General features: G+C 54.6%; 19 protein-coding genes. 3 read left to right on the top strand and 16 right to left on the bottom strand.

Annotated elements, in window-relative coordinates; all coding sequences use genetic code 11:
* Positions 1 to 156 precede the first annotated feature (156 nt).
* A complete protein-coding gene (locus BN873_RS17150; protein WP_048676639.1) occupies positions 157 to 1,026 on the top strand; it encodes a DMT family transporter in 870 nt (289 codons plus the stop codon).
* Positions 1,027 to 1,042: 16 nt separating this feature from the next.
* On the opposite strand, the gene BN873_RS17145 is transcribed toward BN873_RS17150, so the two are convergent.
* From BN873_RS17145 to BN873_RS17135, 3 genes are read right to left on the bottom strand one after another with little or no spacing between them, the layout of a single operon-like run.
* Positions 1,043 to 1,651, bottom strand: a complete 609-nt coding sequence (locus BN873_RS17145) for a cytochrome b/b6 domain-containing protein (RefSeq protein WP_048676637.1) — start codon at positions 1,649 to 1,651, stop codon at positions 1,043 to 1,045.
* 36 nt (positions 1,652 to 1,687) lie between these two features.
* Positions 1,688 to 2,182 (bottom strand): diheme cytochrome c, encoded by a 495-nt coding sequence (locus tag BN873_RS17140; RefSeq protein WP_048676635.1) that lies wholly within the window; start codon positions 2,180 to 2,182, stop codon positions 1,688 to 1,690.
* A gap of 10 nt (positions 2,183 to 2,192) precedes the next feature.
* Entirely contained in the window at positions 2,193 to 2,591 is a 399-nt protein-coding gene (locus BN873_RS17135) for a DUF1924 domain-containing protein (protein ID WP_048676633.1), read from the bottom strand.
* A 334-nt stretch (positions 2,592 to 2,925) separates the two neighbouring features.
* Between BN873_RS17135 and BN873_RS17130 the strand changes: the two genes are divergently transcribed.
* Together BN873_RS17130 and BN873_RS17125 are read left to right on the top strand one after the other, a co-directional pair.
* Positions 2,926 to 3,885, top strand: a complete 960-nt coding sequence (locus BN873_RS17130; RefSeq protein ID WP_048676632.1) for a methyl-accepting chemotaxis protein — start codon at positions 2,926 to 2,928, stop codon at positions 3,883 to 3,885.
* Positions 3,882 to 4,364, top strand: a complete 483-nt coding sequence (locus BN873_RS17125) for a hypothetical protein (protein ID WP_048676630.1) — start codon at positions 3,882 to 3,884, stop codon at positions 4,362 to 4,364. Before BN873_RS17130 ends, BN873_RS17125 begins: the two co-directional genes overlap by 4 nt.
* Positions 4,365 to 4,443: 79 nt before the next feature.
* On the opposite strand, the gene BN873_RS17120 is transcribed toward BN873_RS17125, so the two are convergent.
* The 13 genes from BN873_RS17120 to BN873_RS18950 form a co-directional block, all read right to left on the bottom strand.
* The gene (locus tag BN873_RS17120) at positions 4,444 to 4,689 is read right to left on the bottom strand and encodes a hypothetical protein (RefSeq protein WP_048676628.1); all 246 of its coding nucleotides are present in this window, start codon (positions 4,687 to 4,689) and stop codon (positions 4,444 to 4,446) included.
* A gap of 66 nt (positions 4,690 to 4,755) precedes the next feature.
* Positions 4,756 to 5,094 carry an SUF system Fe-S cluster assembly protein gene (locus BN873_RS17115; protein WP_048676626.1) on the bottom strand — a complete coding sequence of 113 codons (339 nt, stop codon included), beginning with the start codon at positions 5,092 to 5,094 and terminating at the stop codon, positions 4,756 to 4,758.
* A 23-nt stretch (positions 5,095 to 5,117) separates the two neighbouring features.
* Complete coding sequence (gene sufU, locus BN873_RS17110; protein WP_048676624.1) at positions 5,118 to 5,561, bottom strand: Fe-S cluster assembly sulfur transfer protein SufU; 444 nt, start codon at positions 5,559 to 5,561, stop codon at positions 5,118 to 5,120.
* Positions 5,561 to 6,826 carry a cysteine desulfurase gene (locus BN873_RS17105; protein WP_048676622.1) on the bottom strand — a complete coding sequence of 422 codons (1,266 nt, stop codon included), beginning with the start codon at positions 6,824 to 6,826 and terminating at the stop codon, positions 5,561 to 5,563. The genes sufU and BN873_RS17105 overlap by 1 nt, the downstream gene beginning before the upstream one ends.
* Positions 6,823 to 8,145, bottom strand: coding sequence for a Fe-S cluster assembly protein SufD (sufD, locus tag BN873_RS17100; RefSeq protein WP_048676620.1), 1,323 nt, complete (start codon positions 8,143 to 8,145; stop codon positions 6,823 to 6,825). The genes BN873_RS17105 and sufD overlap by 4 nt, the downstream gene beginning before the upstream one ends.
* 10 nt (positions 8,146 to 8,155) lie before the next feature.
* Positions 8,156 to 8,926, bottom strand: a complete 771-nt coding sequence (gene sufC, locus BN873_RS17095; RefSeq protein WP_048676617.1) for a Fe-S cluster assembly ATPase SufC — start codon at positions 8,924 to 8,926, stop codon at positions 8,156 to 8,158.
* Between the two features lie 84 nt (positions 8,927 to 9,010).
* The gene (locus BN873_RS17090; RefSeq protein WP_048676616.1) at positions 9,011 to 10,132 is read right to left on the bottom strand and encodes a hypothetical protein; all 1,122 of its coding nucleotides are present in this window, start codon (positions 10,130 to 10,132) and stop codon (positions 9,011 to 9,013) included.
* On the bottom strand, positions 10,129 to 11,001 hold the full coding sequence (locus BN873_RS17085; protein WP_048676614.1) for a DNA adenine methylase: 873 nt from the start codon (positions 10,999 to 11,001) through the stop codon (positions 10,129 to 10,131). Before BN873_RS17085 ends, BN873_RS17090 begins: the two co-directional genes overlap by 4 nt.
* Positions 11,002 to 11,101: 100 nt before the next feature.
* Entirely contained in the window at positions 11,102 to 11,575 is a 474-nt protein-coding gene (locus BN873_RS17080) for a Uma2 family endonuclease (RefSeq protein ID WP_048676612.1), read from the bottom strand.
* Between the two features lie 21 nt (positions 11,576 to 11,596).
* Positions 11,597 to 11,896, bottom strand: a complete 300-nt coding sequence (locus BN873_RS17075; RefSeq protein ID WP_048676610.1) for a hypothetical protein — start codon at positions 11,894 to 11,896, stop codon at positions 11,597 to 11,599.
* Positions 11,897 to 11,921: 25 nt separating this feature from the next.
* A complete protein-coding gene (sufB, locus tag BN873_RS17070) occupies positions 11,922 to 13,370 on the bottom strand; it encodes a Fe-S cluster assembly protein SufB (protein WP_048676608.1) in 1,449 nt (482 codons plus the stop codon).
* Between the two features lie 30 nt (positions 13,371 to 13,400).
* Positions 13,401 to 13,880, bottom strand: a complete 480-nt coding sequence (locus tag BN873_RS17065) for an SUF system Fe-S cluster assembly regulator (RefSeq protein ID WP_048676606.1) — start codon at positions 13,878 to 13,880, stop codon at positions 13,401 to 13,403.
* A gap of 237 nt (positions 13,881 to 14,117) precedes the next feature.
* Positions 14,118 to 14,795, bottom strand: coding sequence for a carbonic anhydrase (locus BN873_RS18950; RefSeq protein ID WP_053085435.1), 678 nt, complete (start codon positions 14,793 to 14,795; stop codon positions 14,118 to 14,120).
* Between the last annotated feature and the right edge of the window lie 177 nt (positions 14,796 to 14,972).

Genomic DNA, 14,972 nt, shown 5'->3' with positions numbered 1-14,972 from the left:
AGTCCCATACAGATGAGCCGAGGGCTACAGAATCAACTTTAAGGATAGCCTGGGTGGCTTCGCTGGATAATCCAGCGCCAGTCATCTATAACCCGCCTTGTGCAGATGCCACGCAAGCGGCAACTTACATTTCCCCAACCCGCCCGCCGGTCTGACATGAAACGCCTCTACCCGCTGTTGTTCGTTTTTTTGTGGAGTACCGGCTTTATCGGTGCGCGCTTTGGGATACCGCACGCCGAACCATTATCTTTTTTGTTGGTGCGCTATCTGTGCGTCATCGTTCTCATGACAACCCTGGCGGTCTTAAGCGGTGCACCGTGGCCGAAACATCCGCGTCAATGGATCCATATCGGGGTATCCGGCATACTGATTCACGCCATTTATTTGGGCGGGGTTTTTATCTCGATTAAACACGGCCTGCCGTCCGGCATCGCCGCGCTGGTGGTCGGGATGCAGCCGCTCTTGACGGCGCTGGGTGCGGGCTGGCTGTTGGGCGAACGGGTGGTGGCGCGGCAATGGTTCGGACTGGCGCTGGGCTTTGTCGGCGTGACCTTGGTGATCAGCGGCAAGTTCGGCCTCCAGAATGCGCTGGGGCCGATCCTGATTCCGGCACTGGCGGCTTTGCTGGGCATCACCATCGGCACCTTGTATCAAAAACACTTTTGCTCCGGCTTTGATCTGCGCACCGGCTCGGTGATTCAGTTCGTACCCAGCGCTATCGTAACGGCCATCGCCATTGCCCTGTTTACCGAATTCCAGATCGACTGGATGCCGGAGTTTATCTTCGCGCTGGGCTGGCTGGTGCTGGTGCTGTCCATTGGCGCGATCAGCTTGCTCAACGTGCTGATCCACAGCGGTAGCGCGGTCAATGTCGCCAGCCTGTTTTATCTGGTGCCGTTGAGCACAGCCTTAATCGCCTGGGTTTTGTTTAACGAGACGCTGCCCCCGATCTCGCTGATGGGCATGGCGCTGGCGGTGGGCGGCGTCTATATGACGACTTTTAGCCGCCCCGCCAAAACCGGGTGAATCCGCCGAGTATCGGCTAGCGCTCTGGCAAAATCGTCCCCTTCGTTGCAGACGATGAGATTCCAGCCATCGGCGCTATTTTCGCGGCCAAGCCGCTACAGCATTGCGCCAGATTCGCTAATCCTGGAATCATGTTGAGCGCAAAACGTCGCCGGAATGCCAGGAGAAAACCCACATGCAAGCCCGCCAGCGTCAGCGTCGTGTTAGCAGCCAGTTCATGGATATCTTCCACCTGTTCAAGCCAGGGGGGGATCGTGGACTCTGCCCATTCCTCATCGGCAGCGGCGACGACGTTGGCGGGCGCAGCAGCGGTTATGCCCAGCACGCGGGCGTTATCGACCATTGTCAACCCGGTGGCCACCGTTACGCTGATGGCAAGAAGCAAGGCGACCACCAAGGAACGGCTTACGGCGCTAACGGCCATACCAGGACGAAATGTCGGCGACAGCGGCGGAAATCCCTTCACCTTGACCAGCGTCGTGAACAGCCGGATCACCAAAAACGCCACCAAACTGTAGCCGAGCCAGACATGCAATCGCTCGCCCTCGTCACCGGTGAAATAGGCCAGCAGGAATGCCAGAACGAACAAGCCATGGAACCAGCGGACTCGATTAAAAGGATTCATGACCATCTCCAACAGTGGGTTATGCGCTGGGTTTCCCTATTTCGGGATGCGCAAGGTGTGCTCGCTGTAATCGTCACGCTCCGCTGCGGTATGACAGGCGTTGCAATTGGCGGCGGATTTAATGCTGGGACGGCTCCAAATATCCTTGGGCAATTCCTCGGAATGCTCATGAACAAACCAGCGGGTTTCGGTGATGCGTAAGAGTGGCTCGCCGCGCCTCGAACGCCCCTCGCCACCGGCGTTAGCCTCCAAAAAGCGCAGAATATCGGCCTGTTGTTGGGGGTCCAGCGAGGCATCAGTGCCAAAATGCTGATCCAGTCCCTTCATGATCGCCCGCCACGACACGGCGGGAAGTAATTGCGGCGGGTAGGCGATATGGCAGGTGCTGCATTCCTGCCGCCAGGCAGCATGATTCAGCGGGCGGATACGTGCATTGTCATCATCATCGTCATCGGCGAAGGCCGCGCCAGCAGTGGCCAGCAGTACCCCCGACAACAGAACCGGCCAACGACTCCAATAGGGTAGGCTCATGGCGGTCTCCTCAGCGAACGCTCAACAGATAGCTCAGCACATCACCCTTTTCCTGCGCCGTGCAGGCTCGGCCCAGCACCTCATTGCAATTGCGCTTGAACCATTTTTCGACCTTATCAGGGCGGGTAAAGCGCTCCGGGCTGGCGGCAGGGGCCAGTGGCGCCAAGGTTTTACCGGTAGCGATATGCTGCCCGATGGCCTTTGGGTTTTGACTGTGGCAAGAGGCGCAGCTCCACTCCTTGCCGTGCGTGTTGGCATAGAAGCGCTGGCCCTGCTCGGCGGAAAAGCCGGTGAATGCGGGGTTTTCCTGCTGGGCTTGGGCGGCGAACTGTTTTTGAAAATCAGCGGGGGTTTCGGCGTGAGTGCTGAAACTGAGGACTAATAAGACAGTGATGAAGGCAAAACGCATGGTGATTCTCCAGTATGGGGAGGGGCATCATGCGTTCCAGCATACAAGCACAAGCTAAATTGAATCTTAAAGCCGTTTATTTGAGTTTGGGGCTAGCGGTAAAAACGGTTACCTGTAAAAATGCTTAACATAATTTAGGAGTTACGCGCTTAAAACAATAAGCCGTTGATCTAAAAATAATTTTTATGATGTGCTGCACAAGTTAAAGAAAAATCAATGTGTTAAAAATCTAACTGCGTAGCTTCTATAATTAAAAGAGATTACCCCATGATGCTGTTCAAGCGGGTTTTCTCAATCAATAATCATCGGATATCAACTCATTGGTGAACCCGTCATGCGTTTTCGAACCCGTTTGATGGCCCTAGTGGCCGGTATGATCGCGTTGATCATCGTTCTACTGTTCGGAGGTTGGTGGGCATCGGGTCGCTTGCTGGATGCAACGGATTTTGCCTATCAGCAGGGGTTGAAACTCACCCAGATCGTCGATACAGCCCGCGAGGCCCAGATAGCATTTCAGCGGCAGGTACAGGAGTGGAAAAACGTACTCATTCGAGGTAGTGACCTCGAATTGCGTAACAAGCATTGGCAAGGCTTTGAAGCGCAGGAAGCTAAGATGGATAAGATGCTGCAAAGCTTAAGCAGCAATCTGTCCACTCTGAGCATGGAAGAGCCGACTAAAGAGGTTAAAAAAACCATTGCCGAACATAAACTACTGGGTGAGCGTTATCGTAAGGCGCTCGATAAACAAGCAGTCTTGGACGTCAAGGCTCAGGCGGCCATTGACCTTGAAGTTCGTGGTATGGACCGGTCGACGTCCGCCGGTATCGACTCGTTAGTGGCTGATCTCCAAAAGCGCGTTGCTCAACGATTTGGCGATGAAGCGGCTACCGTGCGAAGCAATACCAGCAATCAGGTGTTTACCGCTGCTTTAGTGACTTTATTGCTGACTGGGCTGCTGGTTGCGGTCGCTGTTGCGCTATCGCATAGCGTCTTAACCGCGCTGGGAACTGACCCGGAGGATGCGGTGACCGCCACCAGTCGTATGGCGCGGGGCGATCTCACCGAGCGGCTGAATGCCAAGACGCCTGCATCGCTGATCGGCGCTCTTGAAATGATGCAAAGCCGGTTGCGCAATATCAGCCTGGCGATTCGCACCGTGGCTGATGACATTACGGCACGGGCTAATGGGCTTTCTCAGACGAGTGAACGGGATGCTTTACTGGCCGATGTCGGTAGGCTACGCGACGCGATAGGCCGCATCCGTATTGATCGCGAGGCAGGGAAATCTTCATGAGTGGCTACAAGCCGAGCGATATTCCAGTCAAGACCACGTTCGGCGCCGCACAAAATAACGCGGCCAAAACGAACATTCCACCGAATCTTTATCAGCTTTTGATCATGATTAATGGAGTGCGTAGCGTCAATGACTTGTTGCGTCTGGGAATCCGAGAAGTCGATATCGATTCATTTGATATGTTGTATCAACTGAAACTGATTGAAGCTCCAAAGAACGCTACGGTTCAGAACCTACCGCCAACCCATCCTAGCTCGACCACCTCTAAAAAAGGTCTTGCCGAAGTCCGATTCGCCGTTCTCGATATTCTTTTGGATATCAGCGAGAAGGATTTTGGTGTGCGACCATGGATCGAAAAGATCGAGCAAGTGGATAGTCTTGCGCGCTTGGCCAGTGAGGTAGATGCCTTTTGTGCCTCAGCCTTTGGGCGAAAATATCCAAATGTGCATGACGCGCTACGCCGCGCGGCTGCTGGATAGAAAGGCTTAGAGGTAGAGCGGCGCCAGCGTGATAAGCCTGTGTCGGCGTCGTTCTATATTGAAGGGGGCAAGGCCCATCTTAGGCGGCCGCTACATCCGTATCCGCATAGGGCAGATCATCTTCGTCCCATAGCGCATGGCCGCAGTGGGGACAGGATTTGACCTTTTTTGCGGATCGAATCGTTTTCTTCATGCCTTTGATTTCTCGCAGCATCTTCTTAAGGCGCTTCTTATTCCGTTCTTTTTTGGGGATAGATAGCTCTTTGACCACCTTGTCATAAAGCTTTTTGACTTTGGATTCAAAGACAGGGACGAAATTTTCCACAGGAGTACCTTGGTCGTCGAGGTCGAAGCCGATGTTATGCTGAGATGACTCAGCAAGTTCACTGACTCATAGCATATTCAATTCCAACTTGGCGCGCATCGACATCCGCTCGGTAGACCACGGCGGGTCCCACACCAGTTCGACGTTGACCGATTCCACGCCCGCGAGGTGCCGAACCGCGTTTTCCACCCATTCCGGCATGGAACCGGCGACCGGACAGCCGGGCGCGGTCAGGGTCATTTGAATGTCGGCATGATTGCCGATGGGATCGACTTCCAGATTGTAGATCAACCCCAATTCATAAATATTGACCGGAATTTCAGGATCATAAACCGTTTTGATGGCTTCAATGACCTTGGCTTCCAGTTCCTCAGCATCCGGTAAATCCATCGTCGTCGTGCTCATGCGGGCCTCCTGAACGGAGAAAATTACTCGGTCGCCACCGGCTGCTTGTGTTCTTCCAGTGCGGCGCGCACCGCGTGCCAGGCCAGCGTCGCGCATTTAACCCGGCTGGGATAATCGCGCACCCCAGCCAATACGCTAAGCTTGCCCAAGCCTTTCGGACACTCGCAGTCGGTGGTGACAACGTTATGGAAGGCATCGAACAGATGTTCGACGTCCGCGACCTTTTTGCCTTTGAGGGCTTCGGTCATCAGCGAGGCCGAGGCGCTGGAAATGGCGCAACCCGCCCCCTGAAACGCGATGTCCTTGATCGTCCCATCCTGAATATCGAGAAATACACTCACCCGGTCGCCGCAGAGCGGGTTGACGCCATCGGCTTTGTGAGTCGGTTCCGCGATGATGCGGAAGTTCCGGGGCCGCTTGTTGTGATCCAGAATGACTTCTTGGTACAAGTCGCGCAAGTCGTTCATTATTCAAATAACTCCTTCACTTTCCAGAGAGCGTCAACCAAATAGTCCACTTCCTCACGGCTGTTGTAGGCCGCGAACGAAGCGCGGGCGGTGGCGGGAACGCCGTAGCGTTGCATCACCGGCTGGGCGCAATGATGACCGGCGCGGATGGCGATACCTTCCCGGTCGAGAATGGTGCCGATGTCGTGCGGATGAGCGCCGCGCAGGGTGAACGCCACCAGCGCCGCCTTGTCGCGGGCGGTGCCCATGATGTTTAAGCCCGGAATCTCCGCCAACTTGGCGGTGGCGTAGTTCAGCAGCGCGTGTTCGTGGGCGGCGACCGTTTCCAAACCGACGCTGTTAAGCCAATCCAGCGCCGCCCCCAAGCCGATGACTCCCGCAATGTTCGGCGTACCCGCCTCGAATTTATTGGGCAGGTCGGCGTATTCGGTTTTTTCAAAAGTGACCAGCCGAATCATGTCACCGCCACCTTGATAGGGCGGCATCGCTTCCAGCAGCGCCTGTTTGCCGTACAGCACGCCAACCCCGCTGGGGCCATAAATCTTGTGGCTGGAGAAAGCGTAGAAATCGCAATCCAGCGCCTGCACGTCTACCGGCAGATGCGCCACTGCCTGCGCCCCGTCCACCAGCACCGGGATATTGCGGGCGTGGGCCAGTTCAATCAGCGTCTTGGCCGGGTTGATGGTGCCGAGCGCGTTGGAAATATGGACGAAGGCCGCCAGTTTCACCCGCCCGCTGTCCAACAGCCGCTCGTACTCGTCCAGCAGCAGTTCGCCCGCATCGGTGAACGGCGCGACCTTGAGCGTGGCGCCGGTGCGCTCACACAGCAGTTGCCACGGCACGATGTTGGAATGATGCTCCATGCCGGTGATAAGGATTTCATCGCCCGACTGGAATCGGCTACCGCCAAAGCTGCTCGCCACCAGATTGATGCTTTCCGTCGTACCACGGGTGAAGATGATTTCCTGCCCGCTGGCGGCGTTGATAAAGGCGCGGACGGTTTCCCGGGCGTTTTCGTAGGCGGTGGTCGAGCGTTCCGACAGCAAATGCACGCCGCGATGGATGTTGGCGTAGTAATGGCTGTAGCAATCACTAACGGCTTTAATCACATCGCGCGGCTTCTGCACCGAAGCGGCGTTATCCAGATAAACCAAGTGCTTGCCGTGAATCTTTTGGCCCAGAATCGGGAATTCAAGGCGGATGCGGGCCAAATCCGGCTCATAACTTTTGGCCGGCAAAGGGGATAGCGCGGACGGGGCGCTCATGATGCGATGTCCTCCTCGATGCTGTCGAGCGCCAGCCGCTCGGCCAACAGGCGGGCCAGGCGCTCACGCAATGGCGTCAGGCTCATTAGGTTGAGGTTGTCGTTGGCGAAGGCGTAAACCAGCATGGCGCGAGCCTGGGCGGCGGGGATGCCGCGCGCGCGCAGATAAAATTCGGCGTTGGGATCGAGAAAGCCGGTGGTGGAACCGTGACCGCATTTCACGTCATCGGCCAGAATTTCCAGCCGGGGGTTGGAGTGCGCGGCGGCTTGCTTGGACAGCAGCAGATTTCGGCTGGATTGGCGGGCGTCGGTTTTCTGGGCGTGCGGACGGACGTGAATCATGCCATCGAACACCGACCGCGCCTTACCGTCCAGCACGCTTCTGAAGGATTGTTGGCTGCTGCCGTGCGGGTGGGCGTGTTCGACCCGGACGTAGAAATTGCCGGCCTGGTTATCGCGGGCCACGGTCAGGCCGTTCAACAGGCATTGAGCCTGTTCACCGTCCAGCAGCGTTTCCAGATCGGTGCGGGCCAGTTGGCCGCCGAAGGACAGCAGATGCAAGCGGGTCTGGCTGTCGCGGCCTTGTTTAACGCGGATGCCGCCCAGATGGAACGCCTGCGCCGATTCTTCCTGAATCTGGTGGTAATCCAGCACCGCGCCCGCGCCGACCGATAATTCGGCTACCGGCGCATTCAGATAACGGCCTTGTCCGCGATATTCGACTACTACGGTAGCTTGGGCACGGTCTTTCAGCGTGATCAGTAGGCGCGGATAAACCGCCATATCGCCACCGGTGCAATGGAAAATCAGATGAATCGGCGTTTCCAGCACCGTGCCGCGTGGCAGATGGATGACCGCGCCGTCTTCCCCAAACGCGCCATTGAGCGCGGCGAAGGGGTGCTGTTCCAAGCCGGGCAGTTGAGCAAACTCGTCTTCAGCCCCTCCCCCGGTGGGAGAGAGGTTGGGGTGAGGGTTCAGGCTGGCGATAGTCGCCCCATCCGGCAGCGTTTCCAGCTTCGACAATCCCGGCGCGTAACGGCCATTGACGAAGACCAGCCGGTGTGCGGATGTTTCCAATGTCGGCAACGCGCTAGCGTCAACGGGCGCATCGGCAGGCGGTTGAAGCGTCAACGCAGTCAAGGCGCTGAGATCGGTAAAACGCCAGGCTTCCTGCTGGCGGGTCGGCAGGCCGAGCGCCGCGAACCGCTCAAACGCTTGTTGGCGCAAGCGGGTGATCGGCTCCGGCTCGTGGTGGTTGGCAACGAACGTCATAAAGCGTTGACGCCAGAAATCAGTGGGCAGTGGGGCTACAGCGGTCATGGTACGAATCTCACGCGGCGGCCCGACGCGCCCGGCCGGGTTCCTCGTTGTAGAGCGCATAGCCCTGTTCTTCCAGTTCCAGCGCCAGTTCCTTGCCGCCAGAGCGAGCGATGCGGCCATTGACCAGCACATGCACGTAATCCGGCACGATGTAATCGAGCAAGCGCTGATAGTGGGTGATGACCAGAAAGCCGCGTTCCGGGCCGCGCAGCGCGTTCACGCCATCGGCCACCACCCGCAGGGCGTCGATGTCCAGCCCGGAATCGGTTTCGTCCAGCACCGCGAACCGGGGTTGCAACACTGCCATCTGAAACACTTCATTGCGCTTTTTCTCACCGCCAGAGAAGCCTTCATTGACCGAGCGCTTGAGCATGGATTCATCCATCTTCACCAATTCCATGCGTTCGTGGACCAAATCCCAGAAGTCCATCGCATCGACCGGCGCTTCGCCGCGATATTTGCGCACGGCGTTGACGGCGGCTTTCAGGAAATACAGGTTAGCGACGCCGGGAATTTCCACCGGATACTGAAACGCCAGAAACAGGCCCTCACAGGCGCGGGTTTCCGGGGCCATCTCCAGCAGATTCTTACCCTCGAACAACACTTCACCCTCGGTGACCACATAGCCCTCGCGCCCGGCAATGACATTCGCCAGCGTGCTCTTGCCGGAGCCGTTCGGCCCCATGATGGCGTGGACTTCACCGGCCCGGATGTGAAGGTCGATGCCGTTGAGAATCTCCCGGCCTTCGACCGTGGCGTGCAAGTTGCGGATTTCCAGCATGATGAATGGGTTCCTGTAGTCAATAGCCTCTAAAAAAGGGAATCTAGCAGCCTGTTTTAAGTGATCTGTTGATGCGAATTTTCATTACTCCCCGCTCTCGGCGGCTTGGCGCAGGGCCAAAAATGCCTCTTTAAGCGTTTGGCTGACGGCTGAATCCGGCTCATTTAAAACCAGCGATTGATAGGCCGTCAGATAATCACTCCGAATACGGTGGAATAAATGCAAGAAATGGCGTAGGAATCCGATGCAATCCAAAATCGCAATTTCAGTACCGTCTGTTTTTTCATAAAAAGTGGCCGCATAGCGAGAAGCTATCGACTCAATGACATCCGTAGTCACAAATAGATAATTGTGAATCCGTTGCTGTGCTCTGGCGATTTTGGTTGCTGCCGTATCGATATCCTCTGGAGTGACGCGCTTCATTTTCATTTCATAAACGGTGACAGCCGCATCATCGCCAACCAGACCAATTTCCACATCACCCAATGCACCTGTTTGTAAATCAGCGGCATTATGCGATTGCAGAGGTAACAGGCTTTCCGTCAGGCGTGCTCCTGCCACTTGATACGCGGCTGCTACTACCAGAACCGGTAAACGGCTGGCGTTCTTGCAAGCAAGATGCTGGCTAATCAGCGTAATAATAGCCTCTGAGGACAGTGGCAAAGTACCTTCAGAGCGCTCAAGTCCTTTCAGCAGAGACGCCATCCGTGCCAGTTTTTCATCACGCATCAGCATCAATACACGAACAGTTTCTACCAGAACCACATCGGCCGTTATTCGCTGTTTAGCCACATCTTCAAGCAATTCGAGTGTTTTTTTATAAAGTTCACGCGGTCTGCCAACCAGTTCCCAGTTTGTGAATAACGGTTGATTGATATTGCGCAAAGTCGGTGTGAGAAAGGCGGTGGTTGAATTGACCGGCAATCGGTATTGATTGATGAAAGGGGTCAGATAACGTTCATCGTAGGTGCGTCCTGAAAAGCTGTCGGTCCCACCAATTTCGGTATAGGGTTTGCGCGGATCGATAGTGGGCTTATCCAGCTTTCCCAATAAGCAGGCCATCAACAAGCGCACTCCGGCACGGTTACTTAGGCAGCGGCAAATGTAATCGACCCGTTCCCGAATGATCGAGTCGGCAATGACCGAGGTATTAAGTGTCGCGGTTGCTTGTTCCACGATATTTTTCAGGATTTCTTCCGGGGTCATGCTAAAAGTCCTTTTTGCCTCTGCGGCTCATAATTCGTCCATAGCACTTCCTGCCGAGCGCCCTTAGTGGAGTGAATAGTTTTATCCTGACCCAGGGTTTTGAACCAATGTGCTGAGGGAAAGAGTTGTTCCATAACAGGGTGATCGTAACCCGAAACAGCGACCATGCCTTTGCATTGATGGGCGACTTCAGCAAATTCCTGGTATTGCCTCTCATCCATCTCAAAGCGGTAAGCGTTGGTATCGCCGCGGGTGGCGTGCAAATAGGGTGGATCGCAATAAAAAAGTGTCTTGGGGCTGTCATAAAGCCGAATAACATCGATAGCCGGGCGGTTTTCAATCTGCACCCGCAGCAAACGCTGGGCAATGTCGTCAAGTCCTTCCACGCCACCCAACCAGCGAGAAACGACCCCGGACATTCCCGCCCGGCTGGTGTCCTTGCAATTCGCCCAGCGACCCAGCGATGCCGTTTGGGCAAGGCCCGTGCGCGTTTGCCGGGCCCGGATATAAAACCGTCTGGCTCGCTCAATATCGCTGATTTCGTTGGTATCGCCATAGATGGCGCGGTGATATTCCTCTCGTGAAAAAGGCGTCAATGCGATGGCCCGAATCAGCGCTTCGTGCTGGTCGCGCAACATGCGAAAGAAGTTGACGACCTCACCATCCATATCATTGTACGTTTCTACTGGTGACGGCGAGCGGTTGAGTAGCACAGCAGCAGAGCCAGAGAATGGCTCACAATAATGGTGACAAACTGGCAATAACGGAAGCAGCCAATCCAGATGGGAGAATTTCCCACCATACCAGCCAAAAACAATTCGGCGACGACGGTTACGGACGTAGACCACCCTGGAGCTTTCTGTCTCCATATTCTCATCCAGGAATATCGGTGATGGACTTCTCGCTCTTATTGCCATCAGGCAATTACTCCATCGCTTCGTAAGCTCTCAAGTTGATTTGCGATTTCATTTAAGTAATAATTTTTACTTGATGTGGAAAATCAGGAATCAAATTGGAAGTTTTTAATGGGCCATTGCCATCAAAAAAAGCCATATTGCCATTTTCATTACAGGCCCAAAATTCAATGGCTCCCGCCACAAGATAAAGAGTCCGTTTTTCTTCGATCTCGCCGCTCGTGTTGCTGAAAGAAAGCACTTCTATACACACTTCCGGCGCAATAGAGCACTCTGTTTCCTGCTCAATCTGCTTAAATCGCCCCTCTGAGCACCAGGCAATATCAGCAACCTTGGTTCCTTTTGCAGTCTTGATCGCGCATTCAGCAAGGACTACACCCTGCTTCGGCAATAATTGGCTGATTTTCCCCTGAAAAGCCGAGTGATAAACCTTTACAGGAGACATGAGAATCTGCCCTTTTTCATTGAGTTCAATTTTAAAGGGCAAATTCTGCAAACTGGGATGTTCACAAACGTCTTGCCATTGCATGAACTATGATTCTCTTAGAGCTTACTCTTTAGACCTTAAACGATCAGCACGTTTATTCCAGAAATAAGCAAAAGTAACTCGATAGCCAACAAAGAAGAATATAATTATGTATACTAAAAATAATATGGCTTTAATTATATTAAAATTTGCAAGCGATCCCATTGTGATAAGATAAAAAATAATTCCATAAAAAGTACCAAAATAAAGAGCCATCTTGGCCACTAAAGCATTTGTCATTTTTTCATCTTGAGCTGGTTTGAGTGAAACAAACGGCCACCATCCCCAGTTCATATCAGCTAAATTGTTTATAAAATTTTCCATTGATTTATTACTCCAATCAATTTAATCAACCCACACTCCCTTCCAATTTCAATTCAATCAACTTCTGCGCCTCCACCGCAAATTCCATCGGTAATTCTTTGAATACATCCTTGCAGAAGCCATTGACGATCAAACTCACCGCATCCTCGGCGCTGATGCCGCGCTGCTTGCAATAAAAAAGCTGATCCTCGCTGATTTTCGAGGTGCTGGCCTCATGCTCGACCTGGGCGGTCGGATTCTGCACTTCGATATACGGGAAGGTATGCGCACCGCATTGAGCGCCCATCAGCAGGGAATCGCATTGCGAATAATTACGGGCGTTTTCGGCGGTCGGCAGGATTTTTACCAAGCCCCGATACGCATTCTGACCGTGACCGGCGGAAATACCCTTGGAAACAATAGTGCTGCGGGTATTCTTGCCCATGTGGATCATCTTGGTGCCGGTGTCGGCCTGCTGATAATCACGGGTCAGGGCGACCGAATAGAACTCCCCGACTGAATTTTCACCGCGCAGAATGCAACTCGGATATTTCCAGGTAATCGCCGAACCAGTTTCGACCTGCGTCCAGGAAATCTTGGAATCGCGGCCCTTGCACAAGCCGCGCTTGGTCACGAAGTTGTAAATACCGCCCCGACCTTCGGCATCGCCCGGATACCAGTTCTGCACGGTGGAATATTTAATGGTGGCATTGTCCAGCGCTACCAGTTCCACCACTGCCGCATGGAGTTGATTTTCATCGCGCATGGGCGCGGTGCACCCCTCAAGGTATGACACAGATGCGCCTTCGTCGGCGATAATCAACGTCCGCTCGAACTGGCCGGTGTTGCTGGCGTTGATGCGAAAGTAGGTAGACAATTCCATCGGACAGCGCACGCCCGGCGGGATGTAGACGAAAGAACCATCCGAGAACACTGCCGAATTGAGCGTTGCGTAGAAGTTATCGCGGTAGGGCACCACCGTTCCCAGATACTTCTTCACCAGTTCGGGGTGCTCGCGCACCGCCTCAGAAAATGAGCAAAAGATGATGCCCTGTTCCGCCAGTTTGCCCTTGTAGCTGGTCGCTACTGACACCGAATCGAACACTGCATCCACCGCCACGCCCGCCAGAATCGCCTGTTCTGCCAGTGGAATACCGAGCTTTTCGTAAGTGCGGCGCAATTCCGGGTCGATCTCGTCCAGACTCTTCGGGCCATCGCCTTTCTGCTTCGGTGCGGCGTAGTAAGAAATGGATTGATAATCAATCGGCGGATAATGCACCCGCGCCCAGGTCGGCTCGGTCTGGGTCAGCCAAAAGCGAAACGCCTCCAGTCGCCAAGCCAGCAGCCAGTCCGGCTCGTCTTTCTTGGCAGAAATCAGCCGGATCACGTCTTCATTCAGCCCCGGCGGCACCGTTTCCTGCTCAATGTCAGTGACGAAGCCGTACTTGTAATCGCTGGCGGCCAACTTTTCGAGGGCTTGGTTGCTATCGTTCATCGTTCAAATTCCTGTGCGAAAGGTGGCGGCTCAAATCGGATGATCGGCGGCGTTGGCGGTCACGGTTTGGCGCAGCGGATGAAACTGCACCGGCTGTAGCGGATCGGGTCGGCTCATTTCCAGCAGGCTGATGCCTTGCAAGGCGTTGAAAATAGCCTGATTGATCCGTGGCCAATGCCCACTGACCTCGCAATACGCCTGCCGCGAACAGCAGCCATCGTGGCCTTCCTCGCTGCATTCGGTGATGGCAATGGGGCCTTCCAGCGCGCCGATGATGTCGGCAGCGGAAATAGCGGCGGGCGGTCGCGCCAGACTGTAGCCGCCCAGCGCCCCACGCTGTGAGGTGAGCAGGCCAGCCCGCGCCAGCGTTTTCAGAATCTTACTGACCATCGGTAAAGGCAGGTGACGCTGTTGGGCTAAGGCGGCGGCGCTCAATGCCTGGCTCTCAGCCTGAGCTAAATAGGTCATCAGCAGGATGCCGTAATCAGCTTCGCGGGTAATGCGGATCATGGACACTCCATACTGAACTGAGAAATCGGTACTAGATTAGTGCTATATAGATATAGGATAGTTCCAAACTGGCAGGTTGCCAAGAGGCGGATGTTGATGGGTTAGAGGAAGGAGCCGACAGCAATCCCGATATTTTGAAGACCAGTCCTTCCAGGACAGAAATCGGCTTGATGCGCAGAACCCGACCGGAGCCGCGTAGAGTGTGTGGCGGGATCGGTCGGGATGAGGTGGGAAAATTTAGCTGATGGGTTGTACGGTGCCATCAAGATTCATCATGAGTCTTTCGACCTCTAAATCAGGGTGGCGCTTGTGGATGGCGGTCATCAAATCACGGAGAAATTTAGCGTGGATGCGGGTTTCCAACTGCGGATCTTTGGAAAAATCTGCTTTCAGGATCACCTTGTAAGCGCCGCAATCGCGGTGGTCCATCAGGATGACTTTCTTGATGTGGTGCAGATCGCTGGCAATTTTCAAATGCTCCCAGAATGTCTCTTTCCATTGCTTGGAATAATCGCTGAGCGCACCCAGTGAGGCGCCTGCCAGCACAATGTGATCATATTGGTTGGTCATGCCGCGACCATCCATATAGCGGGTGATATCGTCGATCAAGCGATAGTCCATGCAGCTTAGCAACAGGGCCTCAGCGGTATGGGCGGCGGCCCCTGCTTGCGGATCAGTACCCTGCTTGCCGGAGGTATCATGCCCGGCGTTCGCTGCTTGCGCTTGTAAAGCAGGACCATGCCCGGTTTCAGCCCGCGTGATCCGCCAGGGTGTCGCCAGGGCGAGTAAAGTGATGCCACCGCCGAGGGCGGCAAGTTGGATAAACCGGCGTCGGTTAAGGTCAGGGGCCGGTAAATAATGGGCGTGATCGTGACAGCTTGGCGCTGGGCAGTTTGCAGGATGAGCTTTGAACACTGAGATAATCTCCGGCGAAAATCGGCATGTCATTGCAAGATCGGCCGGCCGCTTAAAAAATTTAGGGTTCGATCTAAAAAAACTAGGAGTTACGCAGTTGGTTGATAAAGAGCGATAAGGAAGGTTATGAACCCACCGAAAGTCACAGATGAAGACTACATCCAGTTTCTGATAGCG

This window comes from Candidatus Competibacter denitrificans Run_A_D11, assembly GCF_001051235.1.
In the GTDB taxonomy this organism is placed as follows: Bacteria; Pseudomonadota; Gammaproteobacteria; order Competibacterales; family Competibacteraceae; genus Competibacter_A; species Competibacter_A denitrificans.
This window is presented reverse-complemented; position numbering and strand designations above follow the sequence as displayed.